Here is a 20,966-nt window from a genome sequence, read left to right on the forward strand (position 1 = left end):
GGGGCTTCCGTTCAGCTCACAGCCACTTCGGACGAACCCAGTCCAGGAGGCCATCCTTGGCGCGCTTGAAGGGCTCCGTCACGTTGTCCCAGACCTCCTTGCCCGCGTCCTTCACGCCGTCGACAACCTTGTCCTTGAGCTCCTTCAACTCCCCCGTGGCCTTGGAGAAGTCCCAGTTCGGGTCGCCCTTGCCCTCGCGCAGTTGCTTCACCGCGTCGTCGAGGTAGGCGGTGTGGTCCTTGCCGCCTTCGCCGACGAACGGGCGCTTGCCGTCGAAGTAGCCCTGTTTGACGGCGTCCTGGATGAGCTCGCCCTGCTGCTCGGGGTTGAGGTCTCCCCACTTCTTGCCGGACTTGATGCCCTCTTCCCAGTTGTAGCCCTGCCCCGCGCTCTGGGCGACCAGGGCCTTGGCCGCGTAGTCCGCGCCATGGTTCTGGTATTGCCAGACGTGGGTGGCCTCGTGGGTGAGGAGGTCCTTGGAGGGCGGGAAGTTGGACGAGCCGTCCTGCTTCGTCGGGTTGACGAGAATCTTGTTCCCCACCGTAAAGGCGGGCGTGTAGCGCGTGAGGTTGTCGAAGAGCGCTGCCGGGCCGTTGACCACGCTGACCTTGTCCAGGTCCACGCTGTCGCCGAAGACGCCCTTCAAGTCCTTCTTCTGCGCGTCCGTCAGCGCCTGACCCTCGACCTTGTCGGCCGCATCCTGGACCTTCTTGAGGAGCGCCTTGCCGGGGATGGGCACGGAGGGAATGAAGTCATCCACGATGTTCCGGGTCACCGCCTGCGCCACCGGCTTCGCCTGCGGCTTGGGCGCTACTTCTTCCTCGGGCCGGCGGTAGACAGGCTGACGCTTCTCGATACGAACAGGGGCCATTGCGTGACTCCTCTTGGGGAGGGGGGCTGAGTCATTTGAATTGTCTGAAGTTGCCTCCGCTTTGTTTCCTCAAATTGTGAGATGTGTGAGTCCATGACGACGCCACCGCCCGAGTCCCTCCCTTTTCCGGAGAGTCTCTGCCATCGCTGCGCGGCGCCCCCGCGCTATGTCCAGACGCGGACCTCCGTCTTCATCATGTGCCCGCTGTTGCCCGGGAAGTATCCGCCGCAGCCGGTGCGGGCTTGCGCGCTCTTCCGCCCCGCGGAATCCAATCCCAGTTGAAATGGATGAGGGCAACGGAGGGAGCAAGCCCTCGTTGTCGCGGGCAGGTGGGCGAGGAGGGTAATTGCGAGTGCTTCCGGCCGTCCCCAACTGTGGCGCGCAGTCCAGTCACTGGGAGGAGGGACTTGATGGTCGCCAGGAAGAGCACGCGCGCCTCGACGCGCACCCGTACGATGACGCCCCGGAAGAAGCGGACCGTTTCCCGCACGAGCCGCGCCAAGCCGCGTCGTGTCAATGCGACGAGTCGGCGCCGCGTGGGGGCCCGAGTCACCACGGCCAGCAGCAGGTACACGCGGCCCGCGCTGAGGGAGCGCATCAAGAAGCGCCTCATGGCGGGCACCCGAGGCGGACGCGCGGGCCAATGGAGCGCTCGCAAGGCGCAGCTTCTGGCGACGGAGTACGAGAAGGCCGGGGGCGGCTATCGCGGCCGGAAGACGGGCACCCAGAAGTCGATGGTGGCGTGGACCCGCGAGGCGTGGGGGACTCGGACCGGCGGCACACGTGCGCGTCGCGGGGCCACCACTGCTCGCTACCTGCCGAAGGAGGCGTGGGGCCGGCTCAGCGCGCGGCAGAAGCAGGCAACGGACCGCCGCAAGCGGATGGCGTCGCGTCGCGGGCAACAGTACGTGGCGAACACGCCTGCCGCGCGTCGCGCTCGCAAGATGGCGTCACGGCGATGACGCCCAGGAGTCCCGCCGTGGGGTGATGCACGGCGGGCTCCCGGTTCAGTGGCACCGCCACGAGGTTCCCTGGAAACGCCACTCGAGGCGACGGGCGCGGTGCCACTTGGGGAGGAGGCGTGTTGGCTTCTCTCCACTTGTCCTCCGAGCGGCCGTGTTGTTCGCGGACGTGGGGCCTCAGGCCGCCTCGGGTGAGGAGGGCTGGAAGTTCGGCGCGACGATTCGGGCGAGCTGGGGCATCCGGCCGTGCTTGCACTCCACGAGGAACGCGTGGAGCGACTCCGCGGAGAGGCCGTGCAGCATGAGGCGGAAGCCCGCGCGCAGCGTCGTCAGGGGCACCATGGGGTGGCGGTTGTTCACCAGCGCGACGAGTCCCGGTGCCTGGAGCAGCGTGGCCACGTAGATGGCGATGGTCTCGTCCAGTTGCAGGGAGTTGCTCGCGCGCCAGAAGTCCCGGTCGGTGAGGAACAGTTGGTAGACGGGGGTGAAGACCTCAATCGCTGACTGGAGGTCGAGGAAGTTCGTCCACCGGTCGGGCAGCTCCTCCAGGGGGAACTCGTCCGACACGCCGCTGAAGTCCAGCCGCGTGGGAGGGGTGAGCGTCTTGCCCTGGTCTCTGAGCGCGCGGTTCAGGCGGATGACGAAGTTGAAGAGGTTGAGGTCGTGGTTGAGGAAGATCTCATCCTTGACGTGCTCCAGGTTCGTCGGACGGATGGGGCTGGTGGGGACGTTCAGCTCCTTCGTGTTCCGGGCGATGAAGTCGAGAATCTCCGAGCCCACGTGGAAGTGACGCAGGATGAGGAAGTTCGCCTCGGGGCTGACCCAGACGCGCAGGCCCCAGGCGAGCAGCCGGTGCAGCCACTTCGACGAGGTGAAGCGGTTGGGGATGAAGATCTTCATCACCTGGAAGAGGACGATGTACATCCGGGCGAGTGGCCGGACGACGGGCAGCAGGAACTGTCGCGAGCGCGAGCGCTGGTCCACGAGCAGGGCCGCCTTGGTGCGCTCATGCATGGGCAGGCTGCGGTCCAGGAACAGCGCCACCCAGGGGTCCGGGTCCCTCGGGTCATGCGGTTGATTGTTCAGCAGCTCGATGGGGTCCATGGTGTGCCTCTCGCAAGGAGCTTAGCGGCTGGGCAGCTCGCGGAAGATGAGACCGTCGAGACCCAGCCTGCTGACTGTCTCCCTGAAATGCTCAGTGCCGATGACCATGGAGGCGAAGTTCCCCACGCGAAACAGGTCCAGCTCGGACGGGAGTGAAGCCGCGTCGAGGATGGGGTCCTCGGGGCGACTGAATCCATGTCGCCCGCAGGTGGGGCAGGGTGGAGGTACCTCTGGGGGAATGCAGTCAGGATGAAGTCGACCGTGTGGTTCGACCTGTAGCTCGAGGAGGTCCGGTCCGTTCTTGCTTCGGAAGCGCAGTTCGGTGGGGCAACCGAGCAAGCCACGCACCCGTTCCGCGACCAGCGCATCAAGGACATCGCGCTGCACGAGAGGCTTGAGCCCCGCCACCCAGGAGATGCGAGCGAACTGGCCGCTGGCCCTGCCCGTCAGCGGTCCGAAGCCTGTTCCAGGGGGCAGCAATGCATGCGGCGGCGCAAGGGGGCGCACCAATTCTCGCAGTCGAGCGAACTCGGGGATTGGCTCGGGCCTGGCCCTCTCGAACTCCCGATGCTCTGGCAGTCGCGAGAGGTCAACGGCGGGGTACTCGTATCCCACGTCACTCCAGTTGGCGCCGCAGTCGTGGCAGCTCACACCGGGCAGGGCCCACTTGTGCCAGCCGTCCACGTCTCCGCTGTACTTCGCCCTCAGCGCTTTGTCCTCGCGCACCCAGAAGAAACGCCTCATCCGTCTTCACGCTCCCGGGCGGGAATAGTAGGGCTGGATGGGGCCGCCGACGAGGTCGAACCGATGAATGAGCTCCCCCGCGTGCTTGAAGATCTCCGGAGGAGCGGCTCGTGGGTTCTGCTCCTTGAAGTCACGCCACGCATCGTTCCACGCGCCCCCTCCACGCCTCAGACATTCCCCAGCTCCTCCAACTGAAGCAGGTACAGGCGTGCTGTCACCTTCGCCGTCTTCACGATGCGCGCGGCCAGCTCCGGGGTGAGGATGCCCGAGCCGAGCGCTCCGTCCAGTCTGTCCAGGTGCGTGGCGTCGTTGTCGCCGTGGTACAGGAAGAAGCGCACCTGCTCGTCCTCCAGCGAGAGCTGCTCCCGGATGGCCATGCCCCAGCGCCGCGCCACGCGACTGCCCAGGCCCTCGATGATGAACATCGCGCCCAGCAGGTCGAACGGATTCTCCTGGCTGGCGCGGTGGAACATCCACGCCGACAAGGCCTCACTGCCGATGTTCTTAGGCGCGCGGGTGATGGCCTCGTGCGTACCACCGACCGACACATAGTGCCGCTCCAGCATCTCGTAGTCCCGATGCTCATCCCGCGCGTGGCGGATGAAGGACGAGCGCAGCGCCAGATGCTCGGCGGTGATGCTCGACGCCGCGCGGGCAATCCAGCGCGAGCCCTCCACCACCTGCTGCCGCATGTTGATGAGCAGCTCGCGGTAGTCCTCCACCGTGAAGACGCCACGTGACAGCTTGTCGAGCACCGGCACACGCTGGAGCTTCGCCTCGAAGTCCACCCAGACACGCGTCAGCTCGCGCACCAGCTTCTCTCGGACCGGGTCTCCGCCCTCCTTGGGGCTCAGGGGCAACGGCCCCAGCTCCTCGGTGGCTCCGTTCGCCGGTGTCTCGGGGCCCGACACGATGTTCTGCGTGTTGGCCGCCGGAGTTGTGACGCCCACGTCGGGGACGACGGCCCGGCCCGGAGCAACGACAGTGAGCATCGCATAGCAGGCGATGAAGCCGCCGCTCTCCGGGACCATGCAGAAGATGCGCTGACCCGGGCGCACGCGGCCCTCGTTCACCAGCTCCTCCAGCATGAGGAAAATGGACGCGCAGCCGGTGTTTCCGCGCGTGGAGAGGTTGGTGAACCACCGCTCCTCGGGGATGCGCACGCCGCCCCGCTCCAGCAGCTTGACGATGGGCTGCTTGAAGAAGTGCGAGGAGTAGTGGATGCAGAACCAGTCCACCTCGTCCGGCTTGAGCCGGCCCTGGTCCATCAACGCGAAGAACCCATCCACGCCCAGCCCTACCAGCGACTCCAGCCGGCGGATGTCCTGCTTGATGTTGAAGGCCCCCGACGCGGCGGCCTCGGCGAACGTGGGCGAGTCAATCCACCCCGGCCCGAAGCCTCCATCGGCACCTCGGTTCGCTCCCACGTACATGCCCAGTTCGTGCCGGTTCGCATGGGAACGGATGTCCATCCACTCCACCTTGAGGCTGGGCCGGGTGGGGTGCGGTCGGTCCTGCACCACCGCGGCGCCCGCGCCGTCGGAGAGCATCCAGCGCAGGAACTCCGCCTCGAACGGCACGGTGTCCTCACCCGTGACTTCCTCGTAGTGGCTGGCCTTCAGCAGCCGGCTCACCAACTCGCTGGCGCAGACGACGGCGCGTCGAGCCTCTCCGCTGGCGACCTGGAGGGTGGCCGCCCGTAGCGCCTGCATCCCGCTGGAGCAGATGCCCTGAAGCGAGGCCACCTCGCACGCGGGCCCGCCCAGCGCACGGTGCACCTGGCTGGCGAAGCCGGGCAGCACCAGGTCCGCCTGCGTGGTCGCGGTGACCAGCAGGTCCATCTCCCCCAGGGAAATGGGCGAGCGCGACAGCGCATCATGGATTGCGTGGACCGCCAGGTCCCAGTTCCTGAACAGGCTGCGCTGCTCACGGTCGATGGCGTAGTGGCGCTGGGTGATGCCGTTCTGCGACAGGACGCGGGCCCGGGCCCGGGAGGGACGTCCTCGAACCTTGCCGAGATAGTCCTCCATCTGCTCGTTGGAGATGGGCTCGCCCGGCAGGAACTTCCCGAGGCTCGTGATGAAGGCGTCGTGGGGCATGGCCGGACCATATGTCGTCATGCCACGGGAGTCCCTGGGGCTCCTGTGCCGGGGAGGTGGCGCTTCAGGTCAGCCGGGACTTGAGTCGCGCCGCATACCGACGGCTCATGGAGAGCGGCGCCCCCGCGCCCCGGACGTGGACGCGAAATCCCTCGTCGCCTTCGCTCTCCACGCGCTCCACGCAGCCCAGGTTGATGATGGTGCCCCGGTGGATGCGGACGAAGTGCTTCTCCGGCAGCCGCGCTTCCCACTCCGAGAGCGGGCGGGGGAGCAGATGGCGCTGGCCGTCACGCGTCACCAGCTCCGAGTAGTCCCCGGCGCTGCACACGGCCGAGAGGTCCGAGACTTGAATGAAGCGCACCCGGCGCTCCCCGGACAGGAAGAGGTGGTCATCGAGCGCCAGCGGCCGAGGCGCTTCCACCGGTGTCGCGGGCATCGCGCGTTGGAGCACCCGGTCCACCGTGGCGCGCAGGCGCTGCGGGTGCACGGGCTTGAGCAGGTAGTCCAGGGCGTTGACCTCGAAGGCTCGCAGCGCGTGCGCGTCGTAGGCGGTGACAAAGACGACCTGGGCCCGGACCTCCACGCGCGACAGCAGGTCGAAGCCCGAGGCGCCCGGCATCTGCACGTCGAGGAAGAGCACGTCGGGGTCCAGCTCCGCGATGCGCTGCGCGGCCTCGTCCGCGTCCGCCGCTTCGCCCACCACCTCCAGCTCCGGGTGGGGCTTGAGCAGCTTGCGCAGTTCGTTGCGCGCCAGTCGCTCGTCATCCACCAGCAGCACTCCGAGCTTCGCGCTCATGCCGCCTCCCGCCGTGCCAGCTCCACATGAAGGGAGGCCTTCACCCAGCCGCCATCCGCGCCCACGGTGAAGCGATGCCGGCCCGGGTACGCGTGCTCCAGTCGCTCGCGGACATTGGCAAGGCCAGTGCCGGTGCTCTCGGGCCGAGACGTCGGCTCGCGCCATGAGCCAGTGTTGGCCACCTCGACCTCCAGCGTGTCGCCCTGTCGCGAAGCTCGAATGCGCAGCTCCAGCGGTCCCTTCTGACTGTCGAGTCCGTGCTTCACCGCGTTCTCCACCAGGGGGTGAATCAGGAAGCCCGGCAGCCGTGCCTCTTCCGCGCCGGGCCCCACGTCGAACGTGACGCGCAGCCGTTCCTCGAAGCGGATGCGCTGAATCTCCAGGTAGCTGCGAATCGCGCGCAGCTCCTCTCCGAGCGGCACCTCCCGCTCTCGCGTCTCCAACAGTGAGTAGCGGAAGAAGTCGGCCAGCTCCGTGATCATCTGCCTCGCGCGTCCGGGCTCCTCGTCCACGAGCGCGCGGATGGAGTTGAGCGCGTTGAAGAGGAAGTGGGGGTTCACCTGATAGCGAAGCATCTGCCAGCGTGCCTCGGTGGCGAGCGACAGGGCTCGCAGCGCGCGCTCCCGCTCCGCCTCCAGGTCGAGCCGGTAGGCATTGCCCAGGAACAGCGCGCTCCACGCCAGGAGGACGATGGTGCAGTTGAGCGCATCGTGAGTGAAGGCCGGATGGAACACGGGGACCAGCCCGAAGCTCCAGCGCAACAGCCCCAGCCACACCACGGCCAGCAGCGAAGAGAGCGTCAGGCCCACCGTGCCCAGCACCCAGGCCGGTGCGCGCCGCGCCCACAGCCGTGAGAGCACCCTCGCCATCGTCAAGCTGATGCCCAGGCCCAGCAGGGAGCGCACCAGCTTCAGTCCGATGACGAAGAGGTGCTCCTTCGTGCCGCCATGCTCCAGGTTGGGGATGGACAGGACATAGCCGGCGAGCGCGTACGCCCCCCAGCCCCAGAGCTGGACCTTCCAGAACCGAGCACCAAGCCGCATGCTCGGGGTTCTAGCGCTTCTGGATGTGAACCACCTTGTTGATGATCTTCCAGGCGCCGTCGGTCTTGATGACGGTGAGGTAGTCCGTCATGAACGCGTCGGGGTGGTCGAGCTCGACCTTGGCGACGCCCACGTCACCGGTGACGTCCAGGCTGACCAATCGGCGCTTGCGCTTCGCTTCGTCCGCGGCGGGCTTCCCGTTCACACCCGCGAGGTACTCGGCGGTGGTCTTCCTCACGAGCGCTCCATCCCGGTTGAGGAACATCTTCATCTCGTCGTGCATGGCCTCCCGGAAGGGGGCCACCTGTCCGGTGGCGTGGCCTTTCAGATAGAGCTCCACGGCGCGTCGCGCGCCAGCCTCGTCTTCCGAAGGGGCGGGCGTGCCGAGCGCGCTGCCCGAGGCGAGTACCGCTCCCACGATGACCGAGCCCACGGCGACCGCGTTCCTGAGGTGCTGCTTCATGGGGTGTCTCCTGTTTGCGTCGAGGTGTCGGCGACAGGGGTAACGGAGACTCGCCTGTCCGCACAGCGCGCTTCTTCCAACGGCGTCAGACACCGCTGGACGGTGCTGGCAGGCGACGAGCGGCGCGCCAGGCGCCGCCGGTTCCCACGAAAAGCGCACCGAGAAATCCCGATTTATGTCTCCTACCTGCCAGACAGGCGGGCAGCGCGGAGCGGTACGCCTGCTTCTCGGGGCCCTGGTGGTGGAGGTGTTTCGCATAGAGTGCTGCCGCCCGAGCAGGTCGCCCCGGTTGCGACGGTTCGGGATGGTGGCGCATCGGAACATGAGGACGGGAGACGCATGGACTGCGACTGGCTCATCATCGGCTCGGGCTTCGGCGGCAGTGTCAGCGCGCTGCGGTTGACCGAGAAGGGCTACCGCGTGGTGATGCTGGAGAAGGGCCAGCGTCTGCTCGCCGCCGACTTCCCGAAGACGAACTGGGACCTGAAGCGCTGGTTGTGGATGCCACAGCTCGGCTGGCGCGGCCTGTTCAAGATGACATTCTTCCGCCACGTCACCGTGCTGTCCGGCGTGGGGGTGGGCGGAGGCTCGCTCGTCTACGCGAACACGCTGCCCGTTCCGAAGGATGACTTCTTCGAGGCCACCTCGTGGGGGCACCTCGCGAACTGGAAGGAAGAGCTGTCCGGGCACTACCGCACCGCGCGACGGATGCTTGGCGCCACGCTCAATCCGCTCACCACGGTGCCGGACCGGGTGCTCGCGGAGGTGGGCAAGGACATCGGCCGTCAGGGCTTCGAGCCCGCCACCGTGGCGGTCTACTTCGGCGAGCCGGGCGTCACCGTGAAGGACCCCTACTTCGGAGGCGAGGGCCCGGAGCGAACCGGCTGCATCGCCTGCGGCGGCTGCATGCTTGGCTGTCGCCACGGCGCGAAGAACACGCTGGACCGGAACTACCTCCACCTCGCGGAGAAGCGCGGCCTCACGCTGCACGCTGATACCGAGGCGACGTGGGTGCGCCCGCTGCCGGAGGGTGGTTACGAAGTGGAGGCGCGCCAGGGCACCGGCCTGTTCTCCCGGAAGACGCTGCGCTTCACCGCGCGCAACGTCGTCTTCGCTGGGGGCGTGCTGGGCACCGTGGACCTGCTGCTGCGCTTGAAGGAGCGTCCGGACGGACTGCCCCGGCTGTCGGAGCGACTGGGTGACAGCGTGCGCACCAACTCCGAGGCCCTGGTGGGCATCGTGAGTGGGCACAAGGACCAAGACCTCTCGAAGGGCATCGCCATCGGCTCCATCCTGCACACCGACGAGCGCTCGCACCTGGAGCCGGTGCGCTACTCGGCGGGCTCGGGATTCTTCCGTCTGCTGATGGCGCCGCAGGTGCGCGGGACGACGATGCTCACGCGGGTGGCGCGGCTCTTCGCGCTGCTCGCGCGGCATCCATTGCGCTTCCTCAAGGCCTGGTTTGTTCCGGACTTCGCGCGGCGGACGATGATTCTCCTCTACATGCGCACGCTGGAAGGGCACCTGCGCATGCGGCGCGCGAGAGGGCTGACCACCGGCCTGCGCAGGGGCCTCACCACGGGCCTCCAGTCCGGCCCCGCGCCGACCTCCAACATGCCGGAGGCGTTCGACCTGGCGAAGCGCGTGTCCGACAAGCTCGACGGGTATCCCATGACGATGGTGAGCGAGACGGTGCTGGGCATCCCCACCACCGCGCACATCCTGGGTGGCTGCTGCATGGGAGACTCGGCGGAGACGGGCGTCATCGACCATCGCCACCGCGTCTTCGGCTACGAGGGCCTGTACGTGGTGGATGGCTCGGCCATCTCCGCCAATCCGGGCGTCAACCCTTCGCTCACCATCACCGCGCTCGCCGAGCGCGCGATGACGTTCATCCCAGCCGCGCACGCAGGCGACGAAGTGAAGAGGACCGTGTCGCCGGGTGTGTCGGAGACGGCGCCGCAGCTCACGCGCTGAGTTTGGGTTCAATCCCGGCAGTACACGCGGGCGACAGCGCCGTCGATGGAGTGACGGCGCCGCCCTCCCGCAACTGATGCGCTGACGACGGCTACAGGCGGACCTGGAGCTCGTAGCGGCGGTTCTTCGCCTTCTTCGCCTCGGTGTTGTCCGGCTTCACCAGGGGGCGATCCGCGCCCAGCCCCACGGCGGTGATTTCGCTCCGGGAGATGCCTCGGGCGACCAGCTCCTTGACGATGGCCTCCGCGCGCTGCTCGCTGAGCTGCTTGTTCTTCGCGGCGTCACCCGTCGAGTCGGTATGGCCAGAGACCTCGAACTTGTAGGTCTTCACTCCCGCGGCGGTGAGCTGCTTCTTGGCGTCGACGAGGGCGTTGGCGAGCTTCTTGAGCTTCGCGTCGCAGCCGGGGGCCAGCTCCGCGGTGCCCGTCTTGAAGCTGCACTGGTTCTTCTTCGCCTCGTCCGTCAGCTTGGTGTTGACCTTCTTCTCGACGGTGGACTTGCCCGCGTCGCCCGCGGCCTTCTTGATGGAATCGAAGGGGCTCTGCGCGGCGGCCACGCTCGGGACGGCCAGCAGCGACACGGCGATGCACAACGCCTTGAGCTTCATACGTGGGACTCCTTGGGTTCCAATGGGGAAGGGAACCGGGGACACAGGCTGCCCAGGGAGTCCTCTCCCGTCCAGCACCACGATGCCTCCCGGCCGATGGAGCCGCCGCCCGCCTGCCGAGGTGGGAGGGAGTACCCTCGGGATGGAGGTCCCGGGAAAACTTGCCTCGGCGTGTGGGCGGAGCAGCATGGACACCCGGAGTCCTTCCACGCAGCGACAGTGAGGCATCCGTGGGCAGCGGCAGTCGGACGGAGCGGTGGCGGCAGTTCCTCTCGGGGCACCGGGTGGGCTCGGACGTGAAGCCGGTGGAGGCGTTGGTGGAGAAGGCGCCCACCAGCTACGAGCATCTCCCGTTGGACGAGCGCACGCCGTACGACGTGGACTACGACCGCATCGTCTTCTCCAGCGAGTTTCGTTGCCTGCATGACAAGACGCAGGTCTTCCCCCTCTCGTCGAGCGACTACACGCGCACGCGGCTGACCCACAGCATCGAGGCGTCCTGCGTGGGGCGCTCGCTGGGCCAGCTCGCGGGCCGGGGACTGAAGATGCAGGACGTGAAGGTGGAGCCCTCGCACCTGGGCACCATCGTCGCGGCGGCGTGCCTGGCGCACGACATCGGCAATCCGCCCTTCGGCCACTCCGGCGAGGCGGCCATCCAGCACTGGGTGGAGCAGCGGCTCACGGCCCCGGGAAGCGCGCCTTCAAACCGCCCGAGCCCCTTCGGTTCTCGGGAGGAGTGGAAGGACCTGGAGAGCTTCGAGGGCAACGCGCAGGGCTTCCGAATCCTCAACCGGCTCCAGTCGCGCGAGCGGCGGGGCGGGCTGCGCTACACGGCGGCGACGCTGGGCGCGATGAGCAAGTACCCGCGCCCGTCCGTCCTCCCTGGCGGCCGCGAGCCGGTGAAGGGGCGCGTGTCGGAGAAGAAGTTCGGTTACTTCCAGGACGACCGTGTGCTGGCGCTGGAGGCCTATCGCGCCGCGGGCCTGCGAGAGCGCGAGGAGGGCGTCTTCTCCCGGCACCCGTTGGCCTTCCTCGTCGAGGCGGCGGACGACATCTGCTACGCGGTCATCGACCTGGAGGACTCCGCGAAGCTCGGCCTGATTCCGACAAAGGACGCCTGCGAGCTGCTGGACAAGGTGCTGCCGTCACCGGTGAAGGGCGAGGTCCGGCCGCCTCCGGCGCACCCGGAGACGCGGATGGCGCAGGCGCGGGCTCGGGCGATTGGCGTGCTCATCCAGGCGTGTGTGCGCGTGTTCCTGGAGCACGTGGAGGCGATGGAGGCGGGGGAGTGGGAGACGCCACTTGTCTCCGCGCGGGACGAAGTCCGCGTGCCGCTGAAGGTCATCAAGGAGCTGACGCGGCGCCAGGGCTACGAGAGCGAGCGCGTGCTGCAAATCGAGAGCGCGGGCTTCAAGACACTGGGTGGCCTGCTCGACATGTTCGCGGGGGCGGTGGTGACGGACACGCCCAATCGCGAGGAGAAGAAGCTGCGACAGCTTCTCCCCCTGGAGCTGTTTCAGCGGCCAGACAATCCGCTGAAGAGCGAGGACATCGGTGAGGCGCTCGCGAGGTTGTCCATGTACCAGCGGCTCCTGTGCGTCACGGACTACATCTCCGGGATGACGGACGGCTTCGCGGTGGAGCTGTACCAGCGGTTGTCCGGCATCAAGCTGCCGACCTAGCGGCGCCCTCTCCGTGCCTCAGGCGTGCAAGTCCTCCGCGGGTGCCCCCGTGCGGCGGTCGCGTCCGCGCTGGTCCAACTGGGACAGTGAGTTGTCGATGGCCAGGATGTTGCCCGACGGGTCCTTGAACCACGCGGACTTGATGTCCCCCATGGTGGCGATTCCATTGCGCGTCTGGATGCCCATCTCCGGAATGTCGTAGTCCTCGAGCTTCACGCCGGCGCTCCGCAGGCTGTCCACCGTCGCCTCCACGTCCTCCACGGCGAATGAGCACGCGGTCGCGGTGGAGCCGGAGGGCGTCGAGCGCTCATAGAGCAGCAGGTAGGAATCCCCGCCCGCGCGGAACATGGCCGCGCCTTCCTCCCCCAGCTCCGACACTTCTTCCAACCCCAGCACCTCGCTGTAGAACCGCCGGGCTGTCTTCAGGTCCGTCACCGCCAGGGTGGGCACCGCCTTCGTTCGTCCAAGTCCCATGGGCCTCGAGCCTCCTTCCGGGACAGGTGGGCACCAGGCGCGAGGCTCGCAAGCGATACCCCCGCCCGAGCCCCGGCTCTCCGAGGTGGCGAGGGAGGTGCGTCTCTCGGGTACCCCTGGCGCGACGTCGACGTAGGCCCCTCCTGGGGGCTCCGCTACACTCGGCGGCATCGTGACACCGCTGGAAGAAGAGACGCCGTCCTCCCCATGGCGGCGATGGCTGAGTCAGGTCGCGGTGTGGACCGTGCCCGGGACGCTCTCCGCGCTGGAGACGTACTTCTTCAGCCTGTCGAGCCCCAAGCCGCTGGAGCCTTGGCGCGCCTTCGTGTCACAGCTGCCAGCCTGGTACGTGTGGGTGCCCGCCACGCCCATCGTCTTCCACCTCGCGCGCAGGTGGCGGCTGGGGCGGCCCTTTCGTGCGCGAGCCTGGGCGAGCCACCTGTTGGCCTGCCTGGGCGTGGGGTGTCTCTTCGCGCTCGTGTACACCGCCTTTCAGCGCGCCTTCGTGCCAGCGATGGGCGCGGGTGGGCCTTCCTTCGCGATGATGCTGCTGCGCTACTCGCTGGGCTGGCTGCCGATGATGGCGATGACCTACGCGGCGGTGGTCGGTGTAGCGCAGTCGCTTGCCTCCCAGCAGAGGGCTCGGGAGAAGGAGCGTCAGGCCGCGGCGCTGGCCATCGAGCTCGCCGAAGCCCGGCTCCAGGCCCTCCAGGTCCAGCTCCATCCGCACTTCCTGTTCAACACCCTCAACGCCATCGTCGTCCTGGTGCGCGCGCAGGAGACGGACACGGCCGCGAGGATGCTCGTGCTGCTCGGTGACATCCTGCGCGGGTTGTTGAAGCAGGGCGCCACGCAAGAGGTCTCGCTGCGAGAAGAGGTGGCGGTGCTGTCGCGCTATCTGGAAATCCAGCAGCTTCGCTTCCAGGACCGCTTGCGCGTCGACTGGGACGTGGACGATGCCCTCCTGGACGCGCGGGTGCCGCACCTGGTGCTCCAGCCGCTGGTGGAGAACGCCATCCGCCACGGGGTCTCCGCGCGCACGGCGGCGGGCGTGCTGCGCATCCGTGCGCGTCGCCAGGGAGACGCGTTGTCGCTCGAGGTGGAGGACGACGGGCCGGGGCTCCCGGCTGGCTTCGACCTGGAGCGCAGCCCGGGCATCGGCCTGTCCAACACGCGGGCACGCTTGTCGCAGCTCTATGGCGACGCGGGGCGTGTCGTCGTGGCTCCACCGAGGGAGGGCGTGGGCATGGTGGCCACCGTCACGCTGCCCTTCCACGCTGTCGTCACGGCGTCCGAGGCGGGAGCCGCGCGTGGCTGAGCTGAGCGTCCTGCTGGTGGACGATGAGCCGCTGGCCCGGCGGGGACTGCGACAGGCGCTGAGCCGACACGCGGACGTGACGGTGTGTGGCGAGTGTCGTGACGGACGCGAGGCGGTGGCCGCCATCCACTCGCTGCGGCCTCACCTGGTGTTGCTCGACGTGCAGATGCCGGAGCTGGATGGCTTCGGCGTCATCCGGGAAGTGGGCGCGGCGCGGATGCCCGCGGTCATCTTCGTCACCGCATACGACACCTTCGCCGTCCGCGCGTTCGACATGCACGCGGTGGACTACCTGGTGAAGCCCTTCGCGGACGAGCGCTTCGACGAGGCGCTGCACCGGGCCCGGCAGCGACTGCGGCAGGGCGAAGCGGTGGAGCTGGGGCGGAAGCTCGCGGCCCTGCTGGCGGACGCGGCGGGCCCCGCTGTTCCCGCGCAGGGGACAGGGGCTGCCGGGCCACCCCCTTCGGAGCCCGCGCGTCCGGGCGAGCCCATGGAGCGGTTGCTGGTGAAGGTGGGCACGCGCTCGGTGCTGGTGCCGGTGGCGGACATCGACTGGATTGGGGCCGACGACTACTGCGTCACGTTGCACGTCGGGGACCGGGAGCATGTGCTGCGAGAGAGCCTCGCGGCCCTGGAGTCCAGGCTGGACGCGGAGCGTTTCGTGCGCATCCATCGCTCGGTCATCGTCAACGTGGGGCGCATCCGTGAGCTGCACCACGACTCGCCCACGGAGACGGTGGTGGTGCTGAGCACTGGCCAGAGGCTGCGGGTGAGCCGCACTCGCAAGGACGTGCTGGAGCGCAGGCTCGGCCGGGCCCGCTGAGCGGACCCTTCACGCGAACGCTGGCGGCATTCTTCCAGGGTAACAGGGGAGGGTGGCCATTCAGTCTCCGAAGCGGGCGCGGCGACAGGTGAACCCATCGACCTGTCCGCCGCGATGGCACCCCGGTGACCTGCCTGGGGCGACGTCAAACGTCGGCGACACGCACCACGAGCTTGCCGAAGTTGCGTCCCTGGAGCAGGCCGATGAGCGCCGTCGGCGCGTTCTCCAGGCCGTCGACCACGTCCTCACGCAGCTTCACCTGTCCGGCGGCGACCCACTCGCCCATGTCGCGGAAGAAGGCGTCGAAGCGGTCGGCGTAGTGGTCGAGGATGACCAGGCCCTGCACGGTGATGCGCTTCTGCAACACGGCCTTCATCACCCCAGGCAGCAGGTTCGGCCCCGCCGGCGGCGTCTCTTCGTTGTAGTGCGAAATCAAACCGCACACCGGCACGCGCGCGCCGACGTTGAGCAGTGGCAGCACCGCCTCGAACACCGCGCCGCCGACGTTCTCGAAATAGATGTCGATGCCGTTCGGGCAGGCGGCCGCGAGGTGTTCGGCCAGCCGAGGGTCTCTGCGGTCGAGGCAGACGTCGAAGCCGAGCTCCTCGACCGCGTAGCGGCACTTGTCCGCGCCGCCGGCGATGCCGACCACGCGCGCGCCCTTGAGCCGGGCGAGCTGCCCGACCACCGCGCCGACCCCGCCGGATGCGGCGGCCACGACCACGGTTTCGCCCCGCTGGGGGCGGCCGATGTCGAGCAGGCCCACGTAGGCGGTGAACGCGGGCATGCCGAGCACGCCCAGCGCCAGTGACGGCTGCGTCAGCGCGCCGAGCGGGACCAGGTCTTGCCCGTCCGACAGCGCGTAGTCCTGCCAGCCCGCTCTGCCGAGCACCAGGTCACCGGCGCGGAATCGCGGATGCCTGGACGCGACGACGCGGTTGACCGTGCCGCCCGCCATGGGGTCACCCAGCGGCACCGAGGGCGCGTAGACCGGAGGGATTTCGTCCATCACCTGGCGCATGTACGGGTCGAGCGACAGGTACAGCGTGCGCAGCAGCACCTGTCCTTCGGCGGGCGTCGGTACGGCGACTTCGTCGAGACGGAAGTCCCGGGGCGTCGGCGACCCGCGTGGACGCGCGGCGAGGACGACACGGCGATTGACGGCGGCATCTGGCTTCATGGGCTTGCTCCTGGGGTGTGGGGAGACGTTCTGCTGGAGCGCTCTGGCGCCGCCGCATGCACATGCACGGACGTCGCGAGAGCGGTGTGCGGACCGGAATAGACCGGTCGTCTAGTGGACTGGCAAAAAAAGGGGGCACACCCGTGCCCCGTTCCCGTTCAGCGGGCTTTCGTGAGACCCAGCTGCTTCCGTGTGGCGGCCATGACCGCGTCCAGTGGCGCGCGGTCGCGAGAAATCTTGGCGAGCAGGCTGGCGCCAAGCCAGCTCTGGTAGAGAGAGGCCGCGACAGCGTGCGAGTCCAGTGGGGCAGACAGAGAGCCGTCCGTCCTGCCCGCTTCGATGCAGCGAGCCAGGCGTTCGACGACTCCACGCGTCCCCTGTTCCAGTTCCGCGCGCATGCTCTCGGACAAATCGCTGACCTCCGCGCCGAGCTTGACCACGAGGCACCGGCTCTTCGCGTCGTCGCCGGTCTGCGAGTCGAGCCAATCGCGGAAGTAGGCGGTCAACCGCCGCGCGGCCGTGCCCCGCTGCGACAGCAGTGCGTCCATTCGCCCCAGGTAGTCGGTGAAGTACGCCTCGATGACCGCCTGCCCGAACGACTCCTTGGATCCGAAGTAGTGATAAAACGAGCCCTTTGGCACCTGCGCCGCCGTGAGCACCTCGGTCAGGCCGACTCCGGTGAAGCCCTTGCGCAGCAACAGTGGCTTGGCCACATCGAGGATGTGCTGGCGGACGTCGGTCGCGGCGGCGGGCGCGGTCATGCGTCGAACATAACGGCGCATTAGACCGGTCGTCTACTGAATCGGAGCCCCAGGCCGTAGAGCTCCACCCGCGCCGCGACGTCATCTACGGTCCGCTCCTGGAAGACGCCGCGCTCACGAAGGAAGGTCTCGACCCTGGCGCCAGCGCTCCCATCCACGAAGGGATGGGCTGCGCGGCCTCCCGAGTCCTTCCATGTGGCGTCAGTCCTCGCACACCCGTGATGGCGGACGGAATGTCACGGGGCCGGTACGCGCACCTTCTCCACGGCGGTGGTCACGTCGGACCACTCCCTGGCGCTCAGGTGCATGCCAAAGACGCGGGTCACCTCCAGCTTCTCGCGCGCGACGACCTCCACCGTCTCGGCGAGCTGTTGCACGTTGAAGAACGAGCCGTCCGGCATCGGCTGCACCAGGTCGCTGGTGTACAGGAGGCGGTGCTCGGGGAGTCCGACGAAGAGCATGCGCTCGCCCGTCTCGGTGCGCACAGGCACCAGTTCCAGGCGGTTCTTCCCGGAGCCCAGCGTGGTGCGCGTGCCGACGGGACGAATCGCACTGGAGCGAGGCGACTTCGCGAGCGCATCCGGCGTGAGGGTGCGGGGCGACTTCAAGAGGCGCTCCACCAGTGGACGGTTGAGGTCCAGCACATGGAGGGGCACCCCGCGAGCGACGTACTCCCGCAGTCCGCCGATGTGGGGCCACGCATCGCTGGTGGTCACCACGGCCTTCACCTTCACGCCCGGGAAGCGCCGCTGGGCCTCATCCATCACTCGCGCCGAGTAACCCGAGGACAAGGGTGCCTCGATGATGACCAGACCGTCGTCCTGCTTCACGAGGACGACGTCCCAGGCGCCGGGCAGGTGCACCACGCCAGGCACCAGCTCGACGGCGGGCCGGTCGGGCCGGCCCAGTGGAGCGGTCTCCGCCGTGGTCTTGCTCCGCGCCGCGAAGCCCTTGCGCACGTCCTCGGGAATGGAGAAGTCGGACTCGGACAACTTCGGCTCCAGCTCCAGCCGCGTCACCGTGAAGGAGTGATAGGCGTTGCCATTGCGCTCCCATTCCCAGTGTCGGGGGTAACGCAGGCCCCCTGACTCCAGGGACCAGGACTGGAACGACAGCCGGGTGCGCACGTCACCCCAGACGCTCCAGAAGAAGTCACCAGGGTGCGCGTCCACGGTCTCCACCTGAGTGGGCAGCCCGGTCCGGGCATTGAGGAACAGCTTCGCCGTCGCGCTCCCATGGTGGAACGTCACCACATGGTGGGGCACGTCCTGCAATACGGTGTCGGGAAGAGCGCGCAGGTCGGCGGCTTCCAGCGCGGTGAAGAGGACCCGCTCGGGAGCGAAGTCCAGGCGCTCCTCCATGTCCTGGAGCTGCGCGGCGCCGGCGGGGAACACCTTTCCACCGCGCTCCATCGCCACGACGCCGTCGGACAGCATCATCGTCACGGCCTGCCAGGAGTCGAGGCCCGCGGCCCCTCGGCTCTCCGTCTTCTGACGCAGGCGCCGGTGGCGCAGGTCCCGAACCTCCTCGAGTTGCTCGTACATGACGAGCCAGGGCGCGGCGGGGCGCTCGGACTGCTCCAGCAGGTTCCAGTGGCCGATGCCGTGAATGCGCAGGCTGGAGAGGGCCCGCAGCCGTGTTTCACCGCCCATGGCCTCCAGGGCGGCCTGGACGCGGGGCCGGGCGGTGTCTTCGGCGGAGCGCGCGGTGGAGGCGAACAGCAGTGTGGCGAGCACGAGTGACAGTGGAAGTCTTCTCATGCCCGCCAGGATGTCGCCGCGCGCATCACCCTTCCGGGGCGTGCAGGGAATGGCCTGAAACGCGCGGCGAGTGGTGAGCCCGGTGCGGCGAACGGCGTCGCGGGCTTCAGTCTCCGGAGACGGCGAGCTGCCAGTCACCCGTCTTGCTGATGCCCACGCGCAGGCCGTAGTAACTGTCGCGCGTCTCGCGCATGCCCTTCAACTCCGCCTCCGAATAGACGTCGGAAAGCGCCTTCCAGTCCTCCGGGTTCTTGACGCCGGTCACGTGAAGCCAGGGCCAGTAATAGATGCCGCCTTGCAGTGCGTAGGGAAGGTCCAGCACGTTGACGAGGCGCGCGAGGATGGGCTCGCCGTCGGCCTCTCGTTCCTTCCAGTACGCCGCGACGTCGTCGCCATCGCCGAAGGTGAAGCGCACGCTCTTGCCCTTTTCGTCCGCCAGCTTGGAGAGCTGCGCGTAGTCACAGGCCCTGGCGGCGGCGATGATGCGGCGGCGCATGTCCTCCACGGCCTTCGGCGGCGGCGGCGGGCCAGTACGCGGCTCCGGGAGAGGCAGGTCCATCGCGGAGCACTTCACGGCGCCCGCGTCGCCAGGGCTCCCAGCCAGGAGGCCCGCGTCCGTGGTGCCCGCGTCCTCCACGCGCGAGCCAGAGTCGGAGCTTGCGACAGTCCCATCACCCTCGGCTCGAGGACTCATGGGCGCGGCGGGGGGCTGAGTCTCCGTGGACGGAGGAGGTGTGCTGGCATCCTCCCCCAACGGCGGAGTGGAGGCGCGCGGGGTGCAGGCGAGGAGCGAGGCCGCGGCGCAGACGGACAGGAGCGTGAACCGGTTCATGGCCCGCCTATCTAGACCAGGGGCGGCGGGCGAAGGTCCGGTTTCAGTGCGCCGTGTCGTTCAAGTGCCGCCTTCTGGTGACTCGATGACGACCGCGAAGGGGTCGAAGGGCTTGTCGCTCTTCTTCTTCGTGGACGTGTTGGGCATGCCGTACTCGCCGGTGGGGTGCTCCGGTCGCACGGAGGTGTACGGGTCGATTTTCACGGGGACGCCGAACACCTTCGGATTCTTCTTCGGCTCCGACGGCCCGCCAAAGTTCGAACGGTTGTCTTCGCTCATTCCCGCAGTCTACCGCGTCGGCCGGCTGGTTGCTTTCGGGCCGGCCCTGCACGGACTGCTTGGGTCTCACCGTGGACAGGGCGATACTCCCGCCCCATGTGTGGCCGTGTCACCGTTCGGACTTCTCCAGACCAGCTCGTGGTGGAGCTGGGGCTTGCTGGCATTCGCGCGGCGGTGGATCGCCCGCGCTTCAACCTGGCGCCCACGCAGTTGATGCCCGTGGTGCCCAATGACGGCGCGCGGATGTTGGATGCGTTTCGTTGGGGGCTCATCCCCTCGTGGGCGAAGGACGCGAGCATCGGCAACAAGCTCATCAACGCACGCGGTGAGACGGTGGCGGAGAAGCCCAGCTTCCGCAGCGCGCTCAAGCGGCGGCGGTGTCTGGTGGTGGTGGACGGTTGGTATGAGTGGAAGCAGTCCACGAAGCCGAAGACGCCCTTCCTCTTCCACCGTGAGGACGACAAGCCCCTGGCGCTCGCCGGGTTGTGGGAGGAGTGGACGGCGCCGGACACGGGTGAGGTGCTGCGCACGTGCACCATCATCACCACGGGCCCCAACGCGCTGATGGCGCCGATTCACGACCGGATGCCCGTCATCCTCTCTCCGCAGGCGCAGGAGGTGTGGCTGCGTCCGGAGCCCCAGGAGGCGGCGGTGTTGTTGCCGCTGCTGGTGCCCGCCGTCGACGGAGGGATGGAGGCCTACGAGGTCTCGCGCGTGGTCAACATCCCCACGAACGACGTGCCCGCGTGTGTGGAGCGCGTGGCCGCATAGCGCGAGTGCCGCTACGCCTTGCGCCGCACGCGTGAGTCCAGGCTCCAGGGCCCTCCGCCGATGAGGGCCACCGCCACCATCACCGTGAGATAGATCAGCGCCAGCTCCATGCGCCCGAACGGGTCCGCGCGGTGGCGGAACAACGCCACCAGCATGGTGAAGCCCGCCATCGCCGCGGCCGGCCGTGTGAAGAGCCCCACCGCCACGAGCACCCCGCCCACCAGCTCCGCCAACGACGCGCACCACGCGAAGAAGAGCGGAAAGGGGAACCCCAGCTCCGCCACGCCCGCGGCGAATCGGGACATGTCTCCGGTGACTTTCGGCAACCCATGCCCCAGTCCCAGCGCGAGCCCAAATACAGCCCGCACCAGCGTCCAGCCCAACGCCATTCTTCCCACCATGTCGTAGTCCTCCAAAGCG

Annotated in this window: 23 protein-coding genes; 7 read left to right on the forward strand and 16 right to left on the reverse strand. The window is 68.2% G+C overall.

Annotated features, from left to right (window positions below):
* Positions 1-16 precede the first annotated feature (16 nt).
* A complete protein-coding gene (locus HUA74_RS03580) occupies positions 17-871 on the reverse strand; it encodes a DUF4157 domain-containing protein (RefSeq protein ID WP_174453417.1) in 855 nt (284 codons plus the stop codon).
* A 93-nt stretch (positions 872-964) separates the two neighbouring features.
* On the opposite strand from HUA74_RS03580, the gene HUA74_RS46770 reads away from it, so the two are divergent.
* Together HUA74_RS46770 and HUA74_RS03585 are read left to right on the forward strand one after the other, a co-directional pair.
* A complete protein-coding gene (locus HUA74_RS46770; protein WP_174461309.1) occupies positions 965-1,153 on the forward strand; it encodes a hypothetical protein in 189 nt (62 codons plus the stop codon).
* Positions 1,154-1,281: 128 nt separating this feature from the next.
* Entirely contained in the window at positions 1,282-1,833 is a 552-nt protein-coding gene (locus tag HUA74_RS03585; RefSeq protein ID WP_141645705.1) for a hypothetical protein, read from the forward strand.
* Between the two features lie 177 nt (positions 1,834-2,010).
* On the opposite strand, the gene HUA74_RS03590 is transcribed toward HUA74_RS03585, so the two are convergent.
* From HUA74_RS03590 to HUA74_RS03620, 7 genes are read right to left on the reverse strand one after another with little or no spacing between them, the layout of a single operon-like run.
* A complete protein-coding gene (locus HUA74_RS03590) occupies positions 2,011-2,937 on the reverse strand; it encodes a hypothetical protein (protein WP_141645706.1) in 927 nt (308 codons plus the stop codon).
* Between the two features lie 21 nt (positions 2,938-2,958).
* A complete protein-coding gene (locus tag HUA74_RS03595; protein ID WP_174453418.1) occupies positions 2,959-3,681 on the reverse strand; it encodes a double-CXXCG motif protein in 723 nt (240 codons plus the stop codon).
* A 6-nt stretch (positions 3,682-3,687) separates the two neighbouring features.
* A complete protein-coding gene (locus HUA74_RS03600) occupies positions 3,688-3,852 on the reverse strand; it encodes a DUF2380 domain-containing protein (protein WP_174453675.1) in 165 nt (54 codons plus the stop codon).
* Positions 3,849-5,801: a 3-oxoacyl-[acyl-carrier-protein] synthase III C-terminal domain-containing protein gene (locus HUA74_RS03605; protein ID WP_254624876.1), complete on the reverse strand. Its 1,953-nt coding sequence runs from the start codon at positions 5,799-5,801 to the stop codon at positions 3,849-3,851. The genes HUA74_RS03600 and HUA74_RS03605 overlap by 4 nt, the downstream gene beginning before the upstream one ends.
* A gap of 43 nt (positions 5,802-5,844) precedes the next feature.
* Entirely contained in the window at positions 5,845-6,576 is a 732-nt protein-coding gene (locus HUA74_RS03610) for a LytTR family DNA-binding domain-containing protein (protein WP_174453419.1), read from the reverse strand.
* Positions 6,573-7,619: a sensor histidine kinase gene (locus HUA74_RS03615; protein WP_174453420.1), complete on the reverse strand. Its 1,047-nt coding sequence runs from the start codon at positions 7,617-7,619 to the stop codon at positions 6,573-6,575. The genes HUA74_RS03610 and HUA74_RS03615 overlap by 4 nt, the downstream gene beginning before the upstream one ends.
* 10 nt (positions 7,620-7,629) lie before the next feature.
* Entirely contained in the window at positions 7,630-8,082 is a 453-nt protein-coding gene (locus HUA74_RS03620; protein ID WP_174453421.1) for a nuclear transport factor 2 family protein, read from the reverse strand.
* Between the two features lie 339 nt (positions 8,083-8,421).
* Here HUA74_RS03620 and HUA74_RS03625 point away from each other — a divergent pair, with 339 nt between their 5' ends.
* A complete protein-coding gene (locus HUA74_RS03625; RefSeq protein ID WP_174453422.1) occupies positions 8,422-10,059 on the forward strand; it encodes a GMC family oxidoreductase in 1,638 nt (545 codons plus the stop codon).
* A gap of 91 nt (positions 10,060-10,150) precedes the next feature.
* Here HUA74_RS03625 and HUA74_RS03630 read toward each other — a convergent pair whose 3' ends face one another.
* Positions 10,151-10,666 (reverse strand): OmpA family protein, encoded by a 516-nt coding sequence (locus tag HUA74_RS03630; protein WP_141645711.1) that lies wholly within the window; start codon positions 10,664-10,666, stop codon positions 10,151-10,153.
* 230 nt (positions 10,667-10,896) lie between these two features.
* On the opposite strand from HUA74_RS03630, the gene dgt reads away from it, so the two are divergent.
* Entirely contained in the window at positions 10,897-12,348 is a 1,452-nt protein-coding gene (gene dgt, locus HUA74_RS03635) for a dGTP triphosphohydrolase (RefSeq protein ID WP_371817188.1), read from the forward strand.
* 18 nt (positions 12,349-12,366) lie between these two features.
* Here the strand turns inward: dgt and HUA74_RS03640 are convergent, their stop codons facing one another.
* Entirely contained in the window at positions 12,367-12,822 is a 456-nt protein-coding gene (locus HUA74_RS03640; protein WP_174453423.1) for a VOC family protein, read from the reverse strand.
* Between the two features lie 244 nt (positions 12,823-13,066).
* On the opposite strand from HUA74_RS03640, the gene HUA74_RS03645 reads away from it, so the two are divergent.
* Both HUA74_RS03645 and HUA74_RS46570 read left to right on the forward strand, forming a co-directional pair.
* Positions 13,067-14,140, forward strand: a complete 1,074-nt coding sequence (locus HUA74_RS03645; RefSeq protein ID WP_174453424.1) for a histidine kinase — start codon at positions 13,067-13,069, stop codon at positions 14,138-14,140.
* Positions 14,133-14,963 (forward strand): response regulator, encoded by an 831-nt coding sequence (locus tag HUA74_RS46570; RefSeq protein WP_174453425.1) that lies wholly within the window; start codon positions 14,133-14,135, stop codon positions 14,961-14,963. Before HUA74_RS03645 ends, HUA74_RS46570 begins: the two co-directional genes overlap by 8 nt.
* A 145-nt stretch (positions 14,964-15,108) precedes the next feature.
* On the opposite strand, the gene HUA74_RS03655 is transcribed toward HUA74_RS46570, so the two are convergent.
* The 5 genes from HUA74_RS03655 to HUA74_RS03675 all read right to left on the reverse strand — a co-directional run bounded on the left by HUA74_RS03655 (position 15,109) and on the right by HUA74_RS03675 (position 19,775).
* Positions 15,109-16,143: an NADP-dependent oxidoreductase gene (locus HUA74_RS03655; RefSeq protein ID WP_174453426.1), complete on the reverse strand. Its 1,035-nt coding sequence runs from the start codon at positions 16,141-16,143 to the stop codon at positions 15,109-15,111.
* 158 nt (positions 16,144-16,301) lie between these two features.
* Positions 16,302-16,904 carry a TetR/AcrR family transcriptional regulator gene (locus HUA74_RS03660; protein WP_141645716.1) on the reverse strand — a complete coding sequence of 201 codons (603 nt, stop codon included), beginning with the start codon at positions 16,902-16,904 and terminating at the stop codon, positions 16,302-16,304.
* A gap of 236 nt (positions 16,905-17,140) precedes the next feature.
* Positions 17,141-18,664 carry a hypothetical protein gene (locus tag HUA74_RS03665; RefSeq protein ID WP_174453427.1) on the reverse strand — a complete coding sequence of 508 codons (1,524 nt, stop codon included), beginning with the start codon at positions 18,662-18,664 and terminating at the stop codon, positions 17,141-17,143.
* A 106-nt stretch (positions 18,665-18,770) separates the two neighbouring features.
* Positions 18,771-19,496 carry a hypothetical protein gene (locus HUA74_RS45380; protein ID WP_254624877.1) on the reverse strand — a complete coding sequence of 242 codons (726 nt, stop codon included), beginning with the start codon at positions 19,494-19,496 and terminating at the stop codon, positions 18,771-18,773.
* Between the two features lie 60 nt (positions 19,497-19,556).
* Complete coding sequence (locus tag HUA74_RS03675; RefSeq protein WP_174453428.1) at positions 19,557-19,775, reverse strand: hypothetical protein; 219 nt, start codon at positions 19,773-19,775, stop codon at positions 19,557-19,559.
* A gap of 96 nt (positions 19,776-19,871) precedes the next feature.
* Here HUA74_RS03675 and HUA74_RS03680 point away from each other — a divergent pair, with 96 nt between their 5' ends.
* Positions 19,872-20,546 carry an SOS response-associated peptidase gene (locus HUA74_RS03680; RefSeq protein ID WP_141645719.1) on the forward strand — a complete coding sequence of 225 codons (675 nt, stop codon included), beginning with the start codon at positions 19,872-19,874 and terminating at the stop codon, positions 20,544-20,546.
* Positions 20,547-20,557: 11 nt separating this feature from the next.
* Here HUA74_RS03680 and HUA74_RS03685 read toward each other — a convergent pair whose 3' ends face one another.
* Complete coding sequence (locus tag HUA74_RS03685; protein WP_174453429.1) at positions 20,558-20,947, reverse strand: DoxX family protein; 390 nt, start codon at positions 20,945-20,947, stop codon at positions 20,558-20,560.
* Positions 20,948-20,966: the final 19 nt, after the last annotated feature.

Origin of the sequence: Myxococcus sp. CA051A (assembly GCF_013336705.1) — a bacterium.
GTDB classification, from domain to species: domain Bacteria; phylum Myxococcota; class Myxococcia; order Myxococcales; family Myxococcaceae; genus Myxococcus; species Myxococcus llanfairpwllgwyngyllgogerychwyrndrobwllllantysiliogogogochensis.